Origin of the sequence: Xinfangfangia pollutisoli (genome assembly GCF_020179405.1) — a bacterium.
GTDB lineage: Bacteria > Pseudomonadota > Alphaproteobacteria > Rhodobacterales > Rhodobacteraceae > Pseudogemmobacter > Pseudogemmobacter pollutisoli.
Window position 1 is genome coordinate 56,295 of sequence record NZ_JAICBZ010000005.1, and the last position, 16,377, is coordinate 72,671.

Sequence of the window (16,377 nt, forward strand, 5' to 3'; positions counted from 1 at the left end):
AGGAAAACATTCTATATAGAGGCGGGAAAACACGAGGCCGCCATGACCCAGATCGCACCTGTCCTTTTCGTCGGCGCCGGCCCGGGCGCGGCCGATCATCTGACGCTGGGCGCCCTGCGCGCGCTTCAGACCGCCGAGGTGGTGATCCATGACCGGCTGGTCGGGCCGGAAGTTCTGGCGCTGATCCCCGCCAGCGCGCGGCGGATCGACGTGGGCAAGGAAGGCTTCGGCCCCTCGACCCCGCAATCCGCGATCAATGCCGCGCTGGTGGCCCAGGCGCTGACCGGCGCCCGCGTGGTGCGGCTGAAGGGCGGCGATCCCGGCATCTTCGGCCGGCTCGACGAGGAAATCGAGGCGCTTGCCGCCCATGCCATCCCCTTCCGCATCCTGCCGGGCCTGACCACTGCCGCCGTCGCCGCCGCCGAGATCGGCCAGGGCCTGACCTGCCGCGGCCGCAACACCGGGCTGCGCATCGTCACCGGCCAGGCGATGGAAGGCTTTGCCGAGCAGGACTGGAAGGGCTTGGCCCGCAAGGGCGAGGTCGCGGCGATCTACATGGGCAAACGCTCGTCCCGCTTCCTGCAGGGCCGGCTGATGATGCATGGCGCCGCGCCCGACACGCCCGTCACCGTGGTCGAGAATGTCTCGCGCGCCGATCAGCGCATTCTGGCGGCCACGCTGGCCACCCTGCCCGCCACTGTCGCCGAAACCCAGGGCCCCGCCCTTCTGCTTCTCGGCCTCGCCCCGCGCGCGGCCGCCCTGTCCCTGTCCCAGTTGCACGAGGCGCAAGCATGAGCCGCCGTTTCTCTCCCAAGGTCGTCACCGCCAACCGGCTGCGCGAAGGCGATGTCGTCTATCTGACCGCCGATGACCGCTGGTCGCCCCTGCATACCGAGGCCGAGCTGATCGAGGACGAGGCGCATGCCCAGCTGCGCCTGCTGCATGCCGCCGCGCAGAAGCTGCAGGTCGTCGGCGCCTATCTGGCCGATGCCCGCCCCGGCCCGAACGGCCCCGAGCCCACCCATTTCCGCGAGGAATTCCGCAGCCGCGGTCCCTCGAACTATGCCCATGGCAAACAAGCCGACGGCAAGCAGGCGGAGCTTCCCAATGTATGACTATACCGATTTCGACGAATCCTTCGTGCGCGCCCGGGTGGCCCAGTTCACCCAGCAGGTCGAACGCCGGCTGGACGGCTCGCTGACCGAAGAGGAATTCCGTCCGCTGCGGCTGATGAACGGGCTCTATCTGCAGCTGCATGCCTATATGCTGCGGGTGGCCATTCCCTATGGCACGATCAACCCGCGCCAGATGCGCCAGCTGGCGATGATCGCCCAGACCTATGACAAGGGCTATGGCCATTTCACCACGCGGCAGAACATCCAGTTCAACTGGCCGAAACTGCCCGACGTGCCGGCGATTCTGTCGGCGCTGGCCGATGTGGGCATGCATGCGATCCAGACCTCGGGCAATACCGTCCGCAACGTGACCGCCGACCATTTCGCCGGCGCCGCCGCGGATGAGATCGAAGACCCGCGCCCCTATGCCGAACTCTTGCGGCAATGGTCCACCGACCACCCGGAATTCCAGTTCCTGCCGCGCAAGTTCAAGATCGCCATCACCGGCAGCCCGCATGACCGCGCGGTGACCCGCGCCCATGACATCGGGCTGCGGATGGTGCGCAATGCCGCGGGCGAGCCGGGCTTCGAGGTTCTGGTCGGCGGCGGTCTGGGCCGCACGCCCATCATCGGCGCCGTGGTGCGCGATTTCCTGCCCGTGGCCGACCTGCTTCCTTACGTCGAGGCGGTCCTCAGCGTCTACAACACGCTGGGCCGGCGCGACAACAAATACAAGGCGCGCATCAAGATCACCCTGCAAGAGACTGGGAAAGAAGAACTTTCCCGGATGATCGAAGCCCGCTTCGCCGAAATGCGCCCGCTGTTCGGCGGTGCCGATCAGCGCCTTCTGGAAGACATCCGCGCCGCCTTCGCGCCGCCCGCCTTCCGCAACGCGCCCGACGGCGCCTTTGACGATTTCTACAAGGCCGATCCGGTCTTCCGCGCCTGGGCCGATACCAACCTCGCCGCCCATCGCGCGCCGGGCTATGCCATCGTCACGATCAGCCTCAAGGCGCATGGCCAGACCCCGGGCGATGCCACGGCCGAGCAGATGCGCCTGATCGCCGATCTGGCCGAGCGTTACGGCCATTCGGAAATCCGCATCAGCCACGAACAGAATGTCATCCTGCCGCATGTCCACAAGTCGGACCTGCCGGCGCTGCATGCGGCGCTGTCGCAAGCCGGTCTTGCCACGGCCAATATCGGCCTTGTCTCGGATATCATCGCCTGCCCCGGCATGGATTACTGCGCGCTGGCCACCGCCCGCTCAATCCCGGTTGCCCAGGAAATCGCCACGCGGTTTCAGGAACTTGATCTCGAACATGAGATCGGGCCCTTGAAGATCAAGATTTCCGGCTGCATCAACGCCTGCGGCCACCACCATGTCGGCCATATCGGCATCCTCGGCCTCGACCGGGCGGGGGTGGAGAATTACCAGATCACGCTCGGCGGCGATGGCACCGAAACCGCCGCGATCGGAGAGAAGATGGGCCCCGGCTTCGCCTATGACCAGGTCGTCCCCGCGGTGGAACGGCTGCTGCGCACCTATCTGGACCTGCGGACCGACGCGGGCGAGACCTTCCTGGCTGCGACCCGCCGGCTGGGCCTGGGCCCGTTCAAGACCGCGCTTTACGGGGAAGGCGCCCGCGATGCCGCGTGACACAGGCCTCGGCCCGGTCGCGGGCCGCGTCGCGGTGCTGAATGCGCGCTATCGCCACCATTCGGCGACGGCGGTGCTGGAACATGCGCTGAAGGATGCCGATCTGGGCCGGGTGGCGCTGGTGTCGTCCTTCGGGGCGGAATCGGTGGTGCTGCTGCATCTGGTATCCGTCATCGCGCCGGAAACGCCGGTGATCTTCATCGACACGCGCATGCTGTTCGAGGAAACGCTGACCTATCAGCGCCAGCTGGCCGACCGTCTGCCCCTGTGCGACGTGCGCACCATCCGCGCCAATCCGAACCGGCTGAATTTCGAAGACCCGGACGGCACGCTGCATCAGTTCAACACCGATGCCTGCTGCAACATCCGCAAGGTCGAGCCGCTGGAACGCGCGCTGCGCGGCTTCGACGGCTGGATCACCGGGCGCAAGCGCTATCAGAACGCTGACCGCGGCACGATCGACTTCTTTGAAAACGAAGGCGATTTCCGCATCAAGGTGAACCCCTTGGCCCATTGGGGCCGCGAGGATCTGGAAGAATACATCGTGGAGAACCGCCTGCCCCGGCATCCGCTGGTGGCCAAGGGCTACCCCTCGATCGGCTGCGCGCCCTGCACCTCGGCGGTGAAGCCGGGCGAAGACCCGCGCGCCGGCCGCTGGCGCGGCAGCGCCAAGACGGAATGCGGCATCCATTTCATCGACGGCAAGGCCGTGCGGACCCCGAAAGAGAATGCGGCATGAGCCGCGGGCAAATTTCTTCGAAGAAATTTGCAAATTCGTTCGAACGAATTTGCCTGGGAAAGGACCTGTGCAGATGAGCGTGATCGTCACCGATGCGGGCTTTGCGCCCGCCCCCGCCCGTCAGATCGTCGCCCTTGCCGATCTGACCGATGCGGCAACCGCCGTCGACCTGGCCGAAACCGACGATCCCGGCCAGGTGCAGGCGCATCTGGATCGGCTGGCGCTGATCCGCGTGGCTTTCCCGGCCTTTTCGGACGGCCGCGCCTTCACCATCGCGCGCCGGCTGCGCGCCATGGGCTACCGGGGCCAGCTTCTGGCGCTTGGGCCGGTGATCGCCGATCAATATGCGATGCTGCGTCGCGTGGGCTTTGACGGGGCCGAGATCCCCGAGGATCTGGCCGCCCGCCAGCCCGAAGACCAGTGGCGCTTCCGGGCCGACTGGAAGGCGCATGACTATCAGTCGCGGCTGCGCGCCTGATTCCCGGGTTCCCTCGGCGCGCCATTCCATATATTCCGAAAGCGAAATCTTTCATGCCCGACGTGAGCCTCATGACAGACCTTCCGACCGCCGCCGCCGCCCGACCCGCGAAACCGCACCTGCCCGACGCCCAGACCGTCACCTCGGTGAAGCACTGGACCGACCGGCTGTTTTCCTTCCGCGTCTCGCGCCCTGCGTCCCTGCGCTTCCGTTCGGGGGAATTCGTGATGATCGGGCTGATGGGCGAGAATGGCAAACCCTTGCTGCGCGCCTATTCCATCGCCTCGCCCTCCTGGGATGAAGAGCTGGAATTCTATTCGATCAAGGTGCCGGACGGGCCGCTGACCTCGAAGCTGCAGCATATCCAGCCCGGCGACGAAATCATCCTGCGGCCCAAACCCGTGGGCACGCTGGTCGTCGATGCGCTGCTGCCCGGCAAGCGGCTGTGGTTCCTGGCCACCGGCACCGGCCTTGCCCCCTTTGCCAGCCTGATGCGCGACCCTGAAGTCTACGAGAAGTTCGACCAGGTCATCATGATGCATACCTGCCGCGAGGCGGCCGAGCTGAATTATGGCCGCGAATTGGTGGAAGGCCTGAAGGACGATCCGCTGATCGGCGAGATCGTGGCCGACAAGCTGGTCTATTACCCCACCTGCACCCGGGAAGCCTTCCACCATATGGGCCGGGTCACCGATAATCTTTCCACTGGAAAGGTGTTCGCCGATCTGGGCATCCCGCCGATGGACCCCGCAACCGACCGGGCGATGGTCTGCGGCAGCCTGGCCTTCAACGTCGATGTGAAGGCGATCCTTGAAGGGTTCGGGCTGCGCGAAGGCGCGAATTCCGATCCGAAGGAATTCGTGGTCGAGAAGGCATTCGTCGGCGACGGCATCTGAAACACCGCGACGGCAACCAAAGAAAAAGGCCGCAAGAGCAAACTCTTGCGGCCTTTTCCTTATCTATCGCGCGAAGCTTACATGCCCAGCGCGGTCTTGACCTGGGCCACGGTGTCGGCCACCAGCGCCGGATTGGCCTTGGCCGCTTCGACCGCGGTCTTCAGCGTGGCCTTGGTCGCGGCATCCAGCGTCGATCCCTCGATCACCGCCACAACCGCATCGGCATTGAAGTTGGCCGGATCCAGCGCGGCAGCGGCATCCGTCACGGCGCCTTCGGCCGCGGCGGTCGCATTGCCGGCGGCCTCGGTCGCGGCGGCAGCAGCCTCGCCCGCGGCTTCGGTCGCGGCAGCGGCGGCTTCGCCGGCAGCTTCGGTCGCGGCCTGGGCGGCTTCGCCCGCGCCTTCGATCGCGGCGGCGGTGCCTTCGGTCACGGCTTCGGCGCCCGCAGCCGCGGCAGCGGCGGCGGCTTCAGCGGCCTTGGCGGCCTCTTCCTCGGCGGCCTTGGCGGCGGCGGCGGCAGCCTCTTCGGCGGCCTTGGCCTCTTCCGCAGCCTTGGCTTCGGCAGCGGCCTTTTCCTCGGCCGCCTTGGCGGCAGCCTCATCCGCGGCCTTCTTCGCCGCGGCTTCGGCCGCGGCTGCTTCCTGCGCCGGCTTGTAGCTGAACTGGTAGTAGCCCCCGGCCGCCAGAACGACGACGATGGCTCCGATGATCACTGACTTGTTCATCTTTCACGCTCCCTTTCCCGGCAGGACGGCCGGATAGCTGGCATATGCCATCCGGGAACCGGGTTGAAAAGACCGGAAGGCCCGACCCGACCGCCGCGGCCCTGCCACAGGGCTGCATTCGGACTGCATTCCGGCACCGATCACGGGTTGAAAGCCGGCGCCCCCGGGGATAGATTGCGGCGGAATTTTTCAACGATCGAAGGACCACTGCCATAGGACGCAGACCCCACAACGCCCCGCCGCAACGCGAAACCGGACCGCGCATCAATGACCGTATCCGCGCACCGGAAGTCCGCCTGATCGGGGCGGATGGCGAGAATGTCGGGGTGGTCACGCCTGCACGGGCGATGGCACTGGCCGAAGAGGCAGGGCTTGATCTGGTCGAGATCAGCCCCAATGCCGTGCCGCCCGTCTGCAAGATCATGGACTTCGGCAAGTTCAAATACGAGACGCAGAAGCGCGAGGCCGAAGCCCGCAAGAAGCAGAAGATCATCGAGATCAAGGAAATCAAGTTCCGTCCGGGCACCGATACGCATGACTATGACGTCAAGATGCGCTCGGTGATCAAATTCCTGGAGGAAGGCGACAAGGTGAAGGTCACGCTCCGCTTCCGCGGCCGCGAAATGGCCCACCAGGAGCTGGGGCTTGAACTTCTGAACCGCGTCGCCGGCGATGTCTCGGAAAAGGGCAAGGTCGAATCCATGCCCCGGCTTGAAGGCCGCCAGATGGTGATGATGATCGGACCGAAGTAAGCGAAGCGAATTTTCGCAGAAAATTCGGGGCCCTGCGGGGCCCCTTCGCATTTCTGCCAAAGGCTCAGGGCTCGCGCGGTTGCGGGCGCACCGGGCTTTCCTTCAGAAGCCCCCCCACCCCCATCGCCGCGATCTCGGCACTGGTCGGATCCAGCCCGCAGGCCACCCGTTCCAGCACCCAGTCGGCGCCGTTCAGCGCCGGGCTGCGCGCGCAGCCGGGCAGGCCGATCACCGGACGCGCGCCCAGCCGGCCCAGGAACAGCAGATTGCCCGGATCGACCGGCATGCCGAAGCGGTCCACCACCCCGCCGGCGCGCCGCAGCCCCTCGGGTGCGGTGTCCTGCGCGTCGGATGTGGCCGAACCGGTCAGGATCAGCAGCATCTCGCCCGCCATGTCCCCCAGCGCCGCCGCGATCGCCGCCGCGTCATGGGGCACGCTGCGGCAATCCTCCAGCCCGATGCCCAGCGCCTTCAGCCGCGCCTCGATCGCCCTCCGGCCCTTGCGGATCAGCTTTTCGTCCATTTCGGGCACTTCGGTCAGCAACAGCCCGGCCGAGCCGCGGCTGACCGGGCGGATCCGCAGCGCCGCCCGCGCCGCGGTGGCGGCGCGCTGCAGGGCTGCTTCGGGCACCGCATAGGTGATGATCTTGACCGTGCCGACCAGCATGCCCGGCGTCACGCGCTGCAGGGGCGGCAGCGTCGCCAGGGTGATCGCGGGATCGACCAGGTTCAGCGCATGGACCGCGGCTGTGTCCATCTGAACCAGGCCGGGCCTTGTGGCCTTCAGGTTGACCCGGCCGGTGAAGGCCTCGGTCAGGGCCAGGCCCTGCGCCGCGGGATCGGTCACCAGCGCCGCGGCCAGCTGTGCCGCGGCAAGATCCTCGCCCAGATCGCCCGGCTCCAGCCGCGCCACCGTCACCTCGGCCAGCCCCGCCGCCGCCAGCGCCGCCAGCTCGGCCCGGCCCAGCACCTGACCCTTGCGCAGCCGCCCCTCGGCCAGCGCTTCGGAATGGGCCAGGATCGCGCCCAGCGCCTGGTCCAGCGGCACGGGACCAAAGCGCATCAGCCCTGCCTCAGTCTTTGGGTGATCTGCGCCAGGATCGACACCGCGATCTCGGCCGGGGTCCTGGCGCCGATGTCCATACCGACCGGCGCATGGATGCGGGCGATCTCGGCGTCAGAGAAGCCGTCTTGCCGCAGCCGCTCCACCCGTTTCGCATGGGTCCGGGTGGACCCCAGGCAGCCCAGATAGAAGATCGGCGCCCGCAGCGCGATGCGGATCGCCGGATCGTCCAGCTTGGCATCATGGGTCAGAGTGACCACCGCCGTCCGGGCATCGGGCGCCAGCCGCGCCAGCGCCTCATCCGGCCAATCCTCGACGATCTCTTCGCCCGGGAACCGCGCGGCCGAGCCGAAAGCGGCGCGCGGGTCGATCAGCACCGGGTCATAGCCCGCCAGCCGCGCCATCGCCAGCAAGGGCTGGGCGATATGCACCGCCCCGACCACGATCAGCCGCAGGGGCGGATTGTGGATCGCGGTAAACCGCCCGTCTTCTTCCATCCCCGAGCGGTCGGTGCGAAACCGCGCATCGGCGGCCGCATCCTGGCCGGGCGCCAGCAGCCGCCGCTGCCAGCTGCCGGGCGTGACGCCATAGGCCATCGCCTGCCGCGCCGCCCGTGCCGCGACCAGATCGGCCAGCAGCGCCTCGGGCAGCGCCTGGGCACCGCTGCCCACCGGCTCGACCAGCACCCGGATCGTGCCGCCGCAGGCCAGACCCACGGCAAAGGCCGTCTCGTCGCTGACGCCAAAGGTCAAAAGCCGCGGCAGGCCGTCTTCCAGTGCCTCAAGCGCCTCGGTCACCACCGCGCCCTCGACACAGCCGCCCGAGACCGAGCCCATGATCTCGCCCGCGCCCGAGATCGCCAGTTGCGATCCGGCCTGGCGCGGGGCCGAGCCCCAGGTCTCGACCACGGTGGCAAGGGCCGCGCCCTTGCCGGCCCGATGCCAGGCCAGCGCGATTTCGGGAATGCTGTCGTGATCCGGCTTGTCCATCGGTGGCCCCCTTCGCGGCGAATATGGCCCCCGGCGGCGCCACTTGCCAGTGGCCAAAGGTCGAAGGCCCCCGCAGATCGCGGGGGCCTTCGGGGTGTTTGGGCGTCTCTGCCGGCCGAAGCCCCGGCCGTCAGCGCAGGTCGGCGGTGCGCATCAAGGGCGTGATCAGCCGCACATTCACCCGCCGGTTGGCGCGTTCATCCGACAGCGACTCGATCTTCAGCTCCGATTCGCCATAGCCCTGCACGACCAGGTTTTCCGGCGGAATGTCGAAATACTCGGTCAGCGCCTTGGCCAGCGACTCCGCCCGGCGATCGGACAGAAGCAGGTTCGACGAGGCCGAGCCCACGGCATCGGTATGGCCTTCGATCAGGAAGACATGGCTCGGGTTCTGCGCCAGCAACTGGCCCATCAGCCGGCCCAGATCGGCCAGCTTGCGCGCCTCGCTGGACCGGATCACCGCCGAGCCGGTGTCGAAGGTGATCGTATCCACCTCGACGGTCGCGGCCAGCGCCCGCACCTCGCGGATGTCGCGGATCTGGCGCAGGCTGAACTTGCGGCCCAGATTCTCGGCCTCAAGTGCCGCCATCTCGGCCTTCAGCGCCGCATCATTGTCCGAGGTCGAGATCGTCACCGCATCCGCGCGCGGCCGCGGCAATTCGCTGATGATGATCGGCTCTTCGGGCGCCAGATCGTTGATGAGAACCGTCTCGATGCCGCTGCGGTCAAAGACCGACCGGCGCAGCACCCGGCCCGAGGCATCGCGCACCGTCACCACCTGGCTGCCATCCTCGCGCTGCACGACGGTGCGGGTCGAGCCGTCGCCATAGGTTTCCGTCCGGGTCGAGACGCCGGGCTGGCGCAGGATCGCATCATCGTCCTTGTAGACGGTATAGCTGCCATCGGGGTTCTGCACGATGACCCGGTCGCCGGTGTTTTCAACGACCTGCTTCTGGTCCTTCTTGCCTTCGTTGATCACCGCGCCCACGACCAGCGCGCCCAGGGCCAGCAGACCGACCTTTTCCAGATCCGACAGCTTGTCCTTCTTCTTGCCATCCTCGGCCTTGACCGGGGCGGCGGCGAATTCCTCGTCCGAGCGGCGGGAATTGTCTTCCGACACGACTTCGCTGGTCACCGAGACCGGCTCGTCGGCCTTGCGCACCGGCGGCGCGGCAGGGTCGGCGGCAGGGTCGGTCGCGGCGGCTTCGCCTTCGGGGGCGACAGGCGCGATGCCGGCCGCGGCCGCCGCGGCGGCAGCCAGGCCTTCCAGCGCGACGCCGGATTCGCCGTCGGTCGACGAGGGCAGCGCCAGGATTTCCGCCAGCCCCTCGGCCGCGGTTTCCGGCACGACCGGCACATCGACCGGCTCGGTCACCTTGGCCTCGGCCGCGGCCTTGGCGTCGGCTTCCGCCGCAGCCTGATCTTCCGCAGCCTTCGCGGCATCTTCTTCAGCCGCCTTCGCGGCTTCCGCAGCCTTGGCTTCCGCCGCGGCCTGATCCTCGGCCGCCTTCGCCGCTTCCGCAGCCTTGGTCTCCGCCGCAGCCTGATCCTCAGCCGCCTTCGCCGCTTCCGCAGCCTTGGCCTCCGCCGCGGCCTGATCCTCGGCCGCCTTCGCGGCTTCTGCAGCCTTGGCCTCTGCCGCAGCCTGATCCTCAGCCGCCTTCGCCGCTTCCGCCGCCTTGGCCTCCGCCGCGGCCTGCTCTTCGGCCGCCTTCGCCGCTTCCGCAGCCTGATCTTCCGCGGCCTTCGCGGCCTCGGCCGCCTTGGCCTCGGCTGCGGCCTGTTCTTCGGCGGCCTTCGCGGCCTGGGCGGCGGCTTCCTCTTCCGCGGCCTTCACGGCGGCGGCGGCCTTTTCGTCGGCGGCCTTGGCTTCGGCTTCGGCCTGCTCTTCGGCCGCGCGGGCGGCCTCATCGGCCTGTTTCGCGGCCTCGGCCGCCTGCTTCTCGGCCTCGGCTGCCTGTTTCTCGGCCGCCTTCACCGCCTCTTCGGCGCGCTGCTCGGCTTCCTTCGCGGTCTTCTCGGCCTCTTCTTCGGCCGCCTTCACCGCGTCTTCCGCCTTCTTCTGGTCTTCCTTGCCCGGATCCTTGCCGAATTCGGCCGGATCGCAGGGCTTTTCAGCCGTCGGGCTGCACAGGATCGTGCCATCCTCGGCCAGGATCGAGCCATCTTCGGCAACCGTCTGCGCCCTGGCGGGCAGGGTCGAGAAGGAAGACAGGGCCATCGACAGGGCCGTGGTGCAGGTCAGAAGCTTGCGCATCGTTAATCCTTCGTCTCGGGGGCAACCGACCTGGATGCGGCGCCCGGAATCTGCGTCATCAGCCCGTCCGAGATAGGCCCGGAAGGCGCCGCTATGCGATATCAACGCCTAAACTTCCGGCGGGTTCCGGCCGATGCGGCCCGCGCGAGGCGCCATTTTAGCGGGACAGCGCCGCCAGCAGCCGCGCCTTCTCGCCCGCGTCGCCGGCATCACTGATCGCCTGGCCCAGCGCCTCAAGCGAGGCGATGGAATGGCCGGCGCGGAAACAGTCGACATGCGGCAGCAGCGCCCGGATCCCGGCGGCCTTGGGCGCGAATCCGGTCCAGCGCAGAAGCGGGTTCACCCAGATCAGCCGCCGGCACGAGAGCTGCAGCCTTTGCGCCTCATGCGCCAGAAGCCCGGCATCGTCGCGGTCAAGCCCGTCGGTGATCAGAAGAACCACCGCCCCCTGCCCCAGCACACGCCGCGACCAGTCGCGGTTGAACGCATGCAGCGCCGCCCCGATCCTGGTGCCGCCCGACCAGTCCTGCGCCTCGGCCCCGGCGGCTTTCAGCGCCTGATCGACATCGCGGGCGCGCAGGTGGCGAGTGATGTTGGTCAGGCGGGTGCCGAAAGTGAAGGCATGGACGCGCGCCCAGCCCTGGCCTTTGCGGTTCGCCACGGCGTGGACGAAATGCAGCACCATCCGGCTGTAATCGGCCATCGAGCCGGAAATGTCGCACAGGACGACCAGATTGGGCCAGCGCGCGCGCGGCGCCTTGCGGGCAATGGCGGCGATTTCGCCGCCGCGACGCAGGCTGTCGCGCAGGGTGCGGCGCAGATCGGGCTGCGCGCCGTGGAGGGCGGGCTTGCTGCGCCTTGTGCGCAGCGGCTGGACCGGCAGCGACAGACGGGCAAGCATGCGCTTGGCCGCGGCAATTTCCTCCCCCGACATCTGTTCGAAATCCAGGGTCTTCAGCCGTTCCTCGGCCGAGGCGGTGAAGCGGGCATCGACCTCGATCTCGGCATCGGGGTCGTCTTCTTCATCCTGCGCCTTCGGCCCGGGTCGCGGCGCATCGGCCAGCAGCGCCTCGGCCGCGCGCTTTTCGGCCGCTGCGGCGGCGCGGTCCTCCTGCACGCCGCGGATCTGCGGCAGCATCAGGCTCATCATATGTTCCAGATAGCGCGGGTCGCGCCAGAACAGCCGGAAGACCTGGGCAAAGACCATGCGTTCCTCGGGGCGCGAGACGAAGACCGCCTGCAGCGTGTGGTAGAAATCGTCGCGCCGGGTGAAGCCTGCCGCTTCCACCGCGCGCACGCCGTCCAGCACCCGGCCGGGCCCGACCGGCAGGCCGGCGCGGCGCAGGGCACGGGCGAAATGGGCGATGTTCTCGGCCAGTTTGCCGTCTTCGGGAAGGAGGAGGTCTGGGTGATCGGCCATGGCGCTTGCGGCGGATCCCGGGGGTTTCACACCCCCGGACCCCCGTGGGATATTTCTGCAGAGAGGAAGGCAGCAGGGAGAGGGGCGGACATCATGCCGGGGTGAGATCCTTCTTCATCTCGTCGAGCAGGCGTTTGGCCTCCGAGCCCTGGATCTTCTGGATATCGTCTTGATATTTCAAGATCGCGCCCAGCGTATCGGCGATGACTTCGGGCGACAGGCTGATCACGTCCAGCGCCAGAAGGCATTTCGCCCAGTCGATGGTTTCGGCGACGCCGGGCTTCTTGAACAGGTCCTCCTGGCGCAGCTTCTGCACGAAGCCCACAATTTCGCGGCTGAGCGCCTCTTGCGCCTCGGGGGCGCGGGCGCGCAGGATGTCAAGCTCGCGCGCGAAGCCGGGGTAATCGACCCAGTGGTAGAGGCAGCGGCGTTTCAGCGCGTCATGCACTTCGCGGGTGCGGTTCGAGGTCAGGATCACGATCGGCGGCTCGGGCGCGCGGATCGTGCCCAGTTCAGGGATGGTGACCTGGAAGTCGGACAGGGCTTCCAGAAGGAAGGCTTCGAAAGGCTCATCGGTTCGGTCGACCTCGTCGATCAAGAGGACCGGCGGGCCTTCGACCTGGGGGCGCATCGCTTCCAGAAGCGGGCGGGCGATCAGATAGTCTTCCGAGAAGAGTTCGGATTTCAGCAGATTGCGGTCGGCGCCGCCTTCGGCTTCGGCGGCGCGGATGGCGACCATCTGGGCGGCAAAGTTCCATTCCGCCACGGCCGAGGCGGCATCGAGCCCCTCGTAGCATTGCAGGCGGATCAGGCGGCGGCCCAAAGCGGCGGCCAGCGTCTTGGCGATTTCGGTCTTGCCGGTGCCGGCCTCGCCTTCCAGAAACAGCGGTCGGCCCAGTTTCAGCGCCAGGAAGACCACCGTCGCCAGCGCGCGCGCGGCGATATAGCCCTGCCCCGCCAGCAGCGTTTCGGTGGCGTCGATCGTGTCAGGCAGGGCGGTCATTCTTGGGCGGTCATGGCTGGGTCCTCCGTCGGCGATGCTGGGGCGGCGGGGCGGCGGGGTCAAGGCGGGACAGGCGGCTTTGCGACCAAGGTGCAAGGCGTCAGGGCGTCGGGGCGTCAGGGCGTCTGGGCCAGCCATTGGCGGAACGAGGCCAGGGGCGCGCGTTCGGGCCGCGCCTCGGGCCAGACCAGGTAATAGGCGCCCAGCGCCCGGACCGGGGGCCCATAGGCCGGGATCAGCCGGCCCGCGGCCAGATCGGCCTGGATCAGGAAGGTCGGCAGCAGGGCCAGCCCCAGGCCATGGATCGCGGCCTGGGCCATGGTGGCGTATTGGTCGAACAGCATCGCGGGCGGGCGCAGGCCCGGCTGGCCGTGATGGGCAAGCCAGCGGCCCCAATCGCCGGTGCGGCTGTCCAGTTGCAAGAGCGGATGGTCCAGGATCGCCTCGGCCCGCGGCAAGGGCGCGGCAAGAAAGCGCGGCGCGGCGACAGCGATGATGTCTTCGTCCATGAGTTTCAGGAATGATACGCCGGGCCAATCCTGCCGTCCGTAATGAATGGCGGCGTCGAATTGGGTTTCGGCGAAGTCGAAGGGGCGCAGGCGGGTCGACAGGTTCACCGTGACTTCCGGATGGGCCTGGGCAAAACGCGCAAGCCGCGGGGCCAGCCAATGCATGCCAAAGGCGGGCAGGATCGCTAGGTTCAGCGCCCCGCCCTGGGGGTTCGCCCGCAGGGTCAGCGAGGCATCCGTGATCATTTTCAGCGCCTTGCGCGCCTCGGCCACGAAATCCCGTGCAGCCGGGGTCAGGGTCAGCCGCCGGGCGTCGCGGGTGAAAAGCGGGATGCCCAGCTGCGCCTCAAGCACTTGCAGCTGGCGCGACACCGCGCCCTGGGTCAGCGCCAGCTCCTCGGCCGCGGCCGAGGCGGTGCCCAGACGGTCCAGCGCCTCCAGCGCCAGCAAGGACGGCAGCGTGGGCAGGTAGCGGCGCGGGATCATATGAGGTTTCCTCATGAACCTGTGACAGAGTTTCGATAGCTTTTTCGCCCGCCTTCGGGCAAGTCTTAAGAAAGCCCGCGCAGGAGAATGCCATGACCGATCGCCCGAAGCTGAAGCCCAAGGATGCGCCCGATCTGGGCCGGTTCGATTGGGAAGACCCGTTCCGGCTGGACGATCAGCTGACCGAAGAGGAACGCATGCTGCGCGACGGCGCCCGCGCCTATGCGCAGGAAAAGCTGCAATCGCGGGTGATTGCGGCCTTCCGCGAGGAACAGACCGACCCCTCGATCTTCCGCGAAATGGGCGAGATGGGGCTTCTGGGCGTGACCGTGCCGGAAGAATATGGCGGGCTGGGTGCCAGCTATGTGGCCTATGGGCTGGTGGCGCGCGAAGTGGAACGCGTCGACAGCGGCTATCGCAGCATGATGTCGGTGCAGTCCAGCCTGGTCATGTATCCGATCTATGCCTATGGCAGCGAAGAGCAGCGCAGGAAATACCTGCCGAAACTCGCCTCGGGCGAATGGATCGGCTGTTTCGGCCTGACCGAGCCCGATGCCGGCAGCGACCCGGCCGGGATGAAGACCGTCGCGAAGAAGACGGCGGGCGGCTATGTGCTGTCGGGATCGAAGATGTGGATTTCCAACGCGCCCATCGCCGATGTCTTCGTGGTCTGGGCGAAGTCCGAAGCGCATGGCGGCAAGATTCGCGGTTTCGTGCTTGATAAGGGCACGAAAGGTCTCACGGCACCGAAGGTGGGGGGCAAGCTCTCTCTCCGCGCCTCGGTGACCGGCGAGATCGTTCTCGACAATGTGGAAGTGGGCGAAGAGGCGCTTCTGCCGCATGTCGAGGGGCTGAAGGGCCCGTTCGGCTGCCTGAACCGGGCGCGGTATGGCATTGCCTGGGGCGTGATGGGGGCGGCCGAATTCTGCATGCAGGCCGCACGGCAATACGGGCTGGACCGCAAGCAGTTCGGCAAGCCGATTGCCGGCACGCAGCTGTTCCAGCTGAAGCTGGCGAATATGATGACCGAGATTTCGCTGGGCCTGCAGGCGTCGCTGCGCGTGGGCCGGCTGATGGACGAGGCCAATGCCGCGCCCGAAATGGTGTCGATCATCAAGCGCAACAATTGCGGCAAGGCCTTGGACATCGCCCGCTGGGCGCGCGACATGCATGGCGGCAACGGGATTTCCGAGGATTTCCAGGTGATCCGCCATATGGTGAACCTGGAAACGGTGAACACCTATGAAGGCACGCATGACGTGCATGCGCTGATCCTGGGCCGGTCGATCACCGGGCTGCAGGCGTTCTTCTAAGGCCCGGGCTTCCAAGCCCCGGGCGGGCGCGGCCGCTCAGGCCGCGTCGTCGCCCTCGTCATCATCCGCGCCATAGCCCGGATCGCCGGGCTTCAGCGGAATCGGCGCCAGCCGCGGGTCGATGCCGTGTTTCTTCAACAGCTGGCCGAACAGGCTGCGCGGGCGCGGGATCGCGCCCGGCTCGTGGCTGACGATCCGCCGCCGCATCCGGCGGCCATAGAAATGGATCGAGAAAGTCTCGTCGGTAATCACCTCGGACGAATCCCAGGCCGGACGCAGCAACAGCCGGCGGTCCTTGAACGCCACCGGGTACAGCGCCACCCGCGGCAGCGCATGCCTCACCTCGCCGGTGACCTGCAGGAAATGCGTGATCGCATGCGGCCCCCAGACGCCCCAGGGCTGGTCCGAGGCCGAAACCGGCGTGCCCTCGGCCAGTTTCTGGCGCAGCTCGGCCTCATAGTCCGGGCCGTACCAGCTGGGGATCGACCAGGCATCGGCGGTGTGATCCAGCAGGAGACGCAGGGTTTCACTGTCTTTCGGCAGGCCCAGCACCCCGCCATTGACATGTTTCTTCGATTCCCAGCCGTAGAAATGCCCGTTCGCCGTGGTGAAGGGCTTTACGCAATAGGCATCGGTATCGGCCCAGATCGTGCGGTCGCATTTCGCCAGAAGGTGATAGCGGAACACATCGGAATGCAGCGCCGGCGAGCCGGTCTTGGCATGTTTCAGATAGCCCTGCTGGGGCAGGATCTCATTCGCATCAGCGATCTCGACGCCCGAGGGCACATTCTGCACCGGCTCGTAGGTGTAAAGCTTGGTGTGATGGCCGGCATGGACGAAAGAGACAAGGCAAAGCTGCTCCAGAAAGCTCAGCGGGCCGCCGATCCACAAGGCGGCAATCTGGTATTCGGGGGTCATGAGGATGCGGCCGCCTTGTTTCTGTTGCCCGGAGAATGCCGCAGCAGATGCGGG

The 16,377-nt window shown here is 67.4% G+C and carries 16 protein-coding genes; 8 read left to right on the forward strand and 8 right to left on the reverse strand.

Annotation, left to right across the window (positions count from 1 at the left end):
* The first annotated feature begins 42 nt into the window (after nt 1-42).
* The 6 genes from cobA to K1Y73_RS03835 all read left to right on the forward strand — a co-directional run bounded on the left by cobA (nt 43) and on the right by K1Y73_RS03835 (nt 4,888).
* Nucleotides 43-795 carry a uroporphyrinogen-III C-methyltransferase gene (cobA, locus tag K1Y73_RS03810; protein ID WP_225026590.1) on the forward strand — a complete coding sequence of 251 codons (753 nt, stop codon included), beginning with the start codon at nt 43-45 and terminating at the stop codon, nt 793-795.
* Nucleotides 792-1,115 (forward strand): DUF2849 domain-containing protein, encoded by a 324-nt coding sequence (locus K1Y73_RS03815; protein ID WP_225026591.1) that lies wholly within the window; start codon nt 792-794, stop codon nt 1,113-1,115. The genes cobA and K1Y73_RS03815 overlap by 4 nt, the downstream gene beginning before the upstream one ends.
* Nucleotides 1,108-2,775: a nitrite/sulfite reductase gene (locus tag K1Y73_RS03820; protein WP_225026592.1), complete on the forward strand. Its 1,668-nt coding sequence runs from the start codon at nt 1,108-1,110 to the stop codon at nt 2,773-2,775. The genes K1Y73_RS03815 and K1Y73_RS03820 overlap by 8 nt, the downstream gene beginning before the upstream one ends.
* Nucleotides 2,765-3,514, forward strand: a complete 750-nt coding sequence (locus tag K1Y73_RS03825; RefSeq protein WP_225026593.1) for a phosphoadenylyl-sulfate reductase — start codon at nt 2,765-2,767, stop codon at nt 3,512-3,514. Before K1Y73_RS03820 ends, K1Y73_RS03825 begins: the two co-directional genes overlap by 11 nt.
* A 73-nt stretch (nt 3,515-3,587) precedes the next feature.
* The gene (locus K1Y73_RS03830; RefSeq protein ID WP_225026594.1) at nt 3,588-3,992 is read left to right on the forward strand and encodes a DUF934 domain-containing protein; all 405 of its coding nucleotides are present in this window, start codon (nt 3,588-3,590) and stop codon (nt 3,990-3,992) included.
* Between the two features lie 71 nt (nt 3,993-4,063).
* Nucleotides 4,064-4,888, forward strand: a complete 825-nt coding sequence (locus K1Y73_RS03835) for a ferredoxin--NADP reductase (RefSeq protein WP_225026595.1) — start codon at nt 4,064-4,066, stop codon at nt 4,886-4,888.
* Between the two features lie 77 nt (nt 4,889-4,965).
* On the opposite strand, the gene K1Y73_RS03840 is transcribed toward K1Y73_RS03835, so the two are convergent.
* Nucleotides 4,966-5,613, reverse strand: a complete 648-nt coding sequence (locus tag K1Y73_RS03840; protein ID WP_225026596.1) for a hypothetical protein — start codon at nt 5,611-5,613, stop codon at nt 4,966-4,968.
* 263 nt (nt 5,614-5,876) lie between these two features.
* Between K1Y73_RS03840 and infC the strand changes: the two genes are divergently transcribed.
* Nucleotides 5,877-6,365: a translation initiation factor IF-3 gene (gene infC / locus K1Y73_RS03845; RefSeq protein ID WP_451923579.1), complete on the forward strand. Its 489-nt coding sequence runs from the start codon at nt 5,877-5,879 to the stop codon at nt 6,363-6,365.
* 64 nt (nt 6,366-6,429) lie between these two features.
* Here the strand turns inward: infC and K1Y73_RS03850 are convergent, their stop codons facing one another.
* From K1Y73_RS03850 to K1Y73_RS03875, 6 genes are all read right to left on the reverse strand, one after another.
* Nucleotides 6,430-7,428 carry a molybdopterin-binding protein gene (locus tag K1Y73_RS03850; protein ID WP_225026597.1) on the reverse strand — a complete coding sequence of 333 codons (999 nt, stop codon included), beginning with the start codon at nt 7,426-7,428 and terminating at the stop codon, nt 6,430-6,432.
* A complete protein-coding gene (locus tag K1Y73_RS03855; RefSeq protein WP_225026598.1) occupies nt 7,428-8,417 on the reverse strand; it encodes an XdhC family protein in 990 nt (329 codons plus the stop codon). Before K1Y73_RS03855 ends, K1Y73_RS03850 begins: the two co-directional genes overlap by 1 nt.
* A gap of 130 nt (nt 8,418-8,547) precedes the next feature.
* Nucleotides 8,548-10,674, reverse strand: coding sequence for an OmpA family protein (locus tag K1Y73_RS03860; protein WP_225026599.1), 2,127 nt, complete (start codon nt 10,672-10,674; stop codon nt 8,548-8,550).
* A 157-nt stretch (nt 10,675-10,831) separates the two neighbouring features.
* Nucleotides 10,832-12,094: a vWA domain-containing protein gene (locus K1Y73_RS03865; protein WP_225026601.1), complete on the reverse strand. Its 1,263-nt coding sequence runs from the start codon at nt 12,092-12,094 to the stop codon at nt 10,832-10,834.
* A gap of 91 nt (nt 12,095-12,185) precedes the next feature.
* Nucleotides 12,186-13,097 (reverse strand): AAA family ATPase, encoded by a 912-nt coding sequence (locus tag K1Y73_RS03870; RefSeq protein ID WP_225026603.1) that lies wholly within the window; start codon nt 13,095-13,097, stop codon nt 12,186-12,188.
* A 116-nt stretch (nt 13,098-13,213) separates the two neighbouring features.
* Complete coding sequence (locus tag K1Y73_RS03875; RefSeq protein WP_225026604.1) at nt 13,214-14,092, reverse strand: LysR substrate-binding domain-containing protein; 879 nt, start codon at nt 14,090-14,092, stop codon at nt 13,214-13,216.
* A 92-nt stretch (nt 14,093-14,184) separates the two neighbouring features.
* On the opposite strand from K1Y73_RS03875, the gene K1Y73_RS03880 reads away from it, so the two are divergent.
* Nucleotides 14,185-15,405 (forward strand): acyl-CoA dehydrogenase, encoded by a 1,221-nt coding sequence (locus K1Y73_RS03880; RefSeq protein ID WP_225026605.1) that lies wholly within the window; start codon nt 14,185-14,187, stop codon nt 15,403-15,405.
* A gap of 36 nt (nt 15,406-15,441) precedes the next feature.
* Here K1Y73_RS03880 and K1Y73_RS03885 read toward each other — a convergent pair whose 3' ends face one another.
* Complete coding sequence (locus K1Y73_RS03885) at nt 15,442-16,323, reverse strand: hypothetical protein (protein WP_225026606.1); 882 nt, start codon at nt 16,321-16,323, stop codon at nt 15,442-15,444.
* Nucleotides 16,324-16,377 lie beyond the last annotated feature (54 nt).

Coding starts and splice junctions, on each gene's coding strand:
- K1Y73_RS03830 (WP_225026594.1), top strand. CDS start 3,588: ATGAGCGTGATCGTCACCGATGCGGGCTTTGCGCCCGCCCCCGCCCGT.
- K1Y73_RS03815 (WP_225026591.1), top strand. CDS start 792: ATGAGCCGCCGTTTCTCTCCCAAGGTCGTCACCGCCAACCGGCTGCGC.
- K1Y73_RS03825 (WP_225026593.1), top strand. CDS start 2,765: ATGCCGCGTGACACAGGCCTCGGCCCGGTCGCGGGCCGCGTCGCGGTG.
- K1Y73_RS03835 (WP_225026595.1), top strand. CDS start 4,064: ATGACAGACCTTCCGACCGCCGCCGCCGCCCGACCCGCGAAACCGCAC.
- K1Y73_RS03850 (WP_225026597.1), bottom strand. CDS start 7,428: ATGCGCTTTGGTCCCGTGCCGCTGGACCAGGCGCTGGGCGCGATCCTG.
- K1Y73_RS03840 (WP_225026596.1), bottom strand. CDS start 5,613: ATGAACAAGTCAGTGATCATCGGAGCCATCGTCGTCGTTCTGGCGGCC.
- K1Y73_RS03865 (WP_225026601.1), bottom strand. CDS start 12,094: ATGGCCGATCACCCAGACCTCCTCCTTCCCGAAGACGGCAAACTGGCC.
- K1Y73_RS03855 (WP_225026598.1), bottom strand. CDS start 8,417: ATGGACAAGCCGGATCACGACAGCATTCCCGAAATCGCGCTGGCCTGG.
- K1Y73_RS03875 (WP_225026604.1), bottom strand. CDS start 14,092: ATGATCCCGCGCCGCTACCTGCCCACGCTGCCGTCCTTGCTGGCGCTG.
- K1Y73_RS03820 (WP_225026592.1), top strand. CDS start 1,108: ATGTATGACTATACCGATTTCGACGAATCCTTCGTGCGCGCCCGGGTG.
- K1Y73_RS03880 (WP_225026605.1), top strand. CDS start 14,185: ATGACCGATCGCCCGAAGCTGAAGCCCAAGGATGCGCCCGATCTGGGC.
- K1Y73_RS03885 (WP_225026606.1), bottom strand. CDS start 16,323: ATGACCCCCGAATACCAGATTGCCGCCTTGTGGATCGGCGGCCCGCTG.
- cobA (WP_225026590.1), top strand. CDS start 43: ATGACCCAGATCGCACCTGTCCTTTTCGTCGGCGCCGGCCCGGGCGCG.
- K1Y73_RS03870 (WP_225026603.1), bottom strand. CDS start 13,097: ATGACCGCCCTGCCTGACACGATCGACGCCACCGAAACGCTGCTGGCG.
- K1Y73_RS03860 (WP_225026599.1), bottom strand. CDS start 10,674: ATGCGCAAGCTTCTGACCTGCACCACGGCCCTGTCGATGGCCCTGTCT.